The organism is Pallidibacillus pasinlerensis (assembly GCF_009996845.1).
GTDB lineage: Bacteria > Bacillota > Bacilli > Bacillales > Caldibacillaceae > Pallidibacillus > Pallidibacillus pasinlerensis.
The window spans coordinates 1-2,266 of sequence record NZ_JAACYS010000125.1 but is presented as its reverse complement, the minus strand read 5'-3'; the positions used below and the strand labels follow the sequence as shown (position 1 = coordinate 2,266).

Here is a 2,266-nt window from a genome sequence, read left to right as displayed (position 1 = left end):
AGACTACAATATGTAAGCAGAATTCAATATTACTATAAGTTATATAAAAAAATTAGTAAATGAAAGATTGCACAAAAATAGGGCTACCGAATAAGCATTTCACTCATTGGACAAAAATGTCACCAAAAAGAGTGATTTACTTTTTCGATAGCCCATATTTTTAATGTACTAATAGTCGGATCTTGTTGCCTGATGGATCACTTGTTACATAGTAATCGGACTCTTCTTTCACTTTGTAGCCTAATGACTGTAATCGTTCGACTGTTTCTTTTCTTGCATTTCCATTTGGATAAACAACTTCGTACCAATTTAAGCCAACACCATTTTCTGGGGTAGGTGGTGCACCAATTCCTGCCCACGTATTAATCGCGATATGGTGATGATATTTTTCAGAAGCCATAAATACCGCTTGCGGATAGTAACTTACAACATCAAAACCAAGACCTTTTGTATAAAAATCTTCCGCTTCTTGTAAATTAGAAACATGTAAATGAATATGCCCCATAATTGTACCTGCTGGTAAGCCATTCCAAGGTGATTGGCTTTCGGCAAGGATACCTTTTGCATCAATTTGTTCAGTTGACATAATAACAAGGTCATCTTTCCATGCCCATTTACTTGCCGGACGATCGCTATACACTTCAATACCATTGCCATCTGGATCATTTAAATATAGTGCTTCACTTACAAGATGGTCTCCTGCTCCGAATGGATAACCGCTTTGAATAAGATGTCTCAAAAAGACAGCTAAGTTTTTACGTGATGGAAGAAGAATCGCAAAGTGATATAAACCAGCTGTTCTTGACTTCGGTAACGCATTTTCAATTTGTGTTAATGAAACTAACGTTGTCTTACCATCTGCTGTCAGGTTAGCTGTTGTTTCTGTTTGGGATAACACTTTTAAACCGATAATTTCTTCATAAAATTGTATCGATTTTGCTAAGTTACTCACTTTTATATTTACTTCATTTACATATATTGCCGGTGGTTGGTGGAATTTACTCATTTTATTTACTCCTTTTTTATATGGATTTTATTATTACGAAATTGAAATATATGAAATTGAATATTATCTTTTAGTAAAATCATATACCGTTTTATGTATACTGTCAAATATTTGTTTTCCTTTAATAGCTTTTTCAGAAATAGCGAAAAAAAGAGTAGGAATGTTTGGGAGAGAGTATGTTGCGATGTTTTTAAATAGGTGGAAAATTTTGTTGTTTTACAGTACTATATATTTGAAAAGGGGGGATTTTATTGAAAGCATATAAAACACGAGAAGAACCTAAACAACTACAAATTTTAGAACTGTTAGATGTACGGATGGAGTTACCCGAAGATAAGAAACGATATTACCTTTCTTTGAAAAAGGGCTATGAAGGAGAGAGTATGTTTGATCAACAAATTGAAGAAAAGTTACATAATAATTGCTACGTTCTAAATGATCTTTTATTACAGTTCAACAACACAACTTTTCAAATTGATACTGTACTTATATTCGGTAATATGTTGCGTCCCTTTGAAGTGAAAAATTACGAAGGCGATTATTACTACGAAAATGATAAAATTTACAGCAGCTCCGGTCGTGAAATTGGAAATCCCTTAAATCAACTTGCCAAAACAGAATCCCTTTTCCGTAACCTAATACATTCCCATGGTTTTTCCCTTCCTATGTCAGCAAATGTCGTCTTTATAAATCCTGAGTTTTCCCTTTACCAAGCACCGTTAAATAAACCATTCATTTTCCATTCTCAACTTAACCGCTTCTTTAATCAATTAAATGAACAACCTTCCAAGTTAACAGACATGCACAAACAACTTGCAAATAAACTAGCCTCTCTTCATTTAAACGAATCTCCTTTTCAACAATTACCTACTTATCGTTATGATATGTTGAAAAAGGGTATTATTTGCGCGACTTGTCGTTCCTTCGCTTTAGTATTTGTTGGGCGAAATTGCGTTTGTAAAGAATGTGGACATGTTGAGAATGCCCGAGCAGCCATATTGCGTAGTATTTGGGAGTACAAGCTTCTCTTTCCAGATCGGAAGGTGACTACGGTTAATATTCATGACTGGTGCCAGATTATCGATTCGAAGAAAAGGATAAAACGGGTGTTGGATGAGCATTTTGAAATTGTTGGTGTGCGTCAATGGGCTTATTATGTTTAAGTATTGGTGATGTTTGTTTATGAAAGACATTTTGCGCGAGTTTCCTGGAGATTTTGTCCTTCATATGTCCGATGAAAGACAGTTTGCTACTAATTCT

2 protein-coding genes are annotated in these 2,266 nt (G+C 34.6%); one reads left to right on the top strand and one right to left on the bottom strand.

Annotated elements, in window-relative coordinates; translation table 11 throughout:
* Positions 1 to 160 precede the first annotated feature (160 nt).
* Positions 161 to 1,006 (bottom strand): VOC family protein, encoded by an 846-nt coding sequence (locus tag GW534_RS15735; RefSeq protein WP_161921908.1) that lies wholly within the window; start codon positions 1,004 to 1,006, stop codon positions 161 to 163.
* Positions 1,007 to 1,257: 251 nt separating this feature from the next.
* Here GW534_RS15735 and GW534_RS15730 point away from each other — a divergent pair, with 251 nt between their 5' ends.
* Positions 1,258 to 2,169, top strand: a complete 912-nt coding sequence (locus GW534_RS15730; protein WP_246204221.1) for a nuclease-related domain-containing protein — start codon at positions 1,258 to 1,260, stop codon at positions 2,167 to 2,169.
* Positions 2,170 to 2,266: the final 97 nt, after the last annotated feature.

Excerpts from the sequence above, each read along its gene's own strand:
- GW534_RS15735 (WP_161921908.1), bottom strand. The coding sequence starts at position 1,006 with ATGAGTAAATTCCACCAACCACCGGCAATATATGTAAATGAAGTAAAT.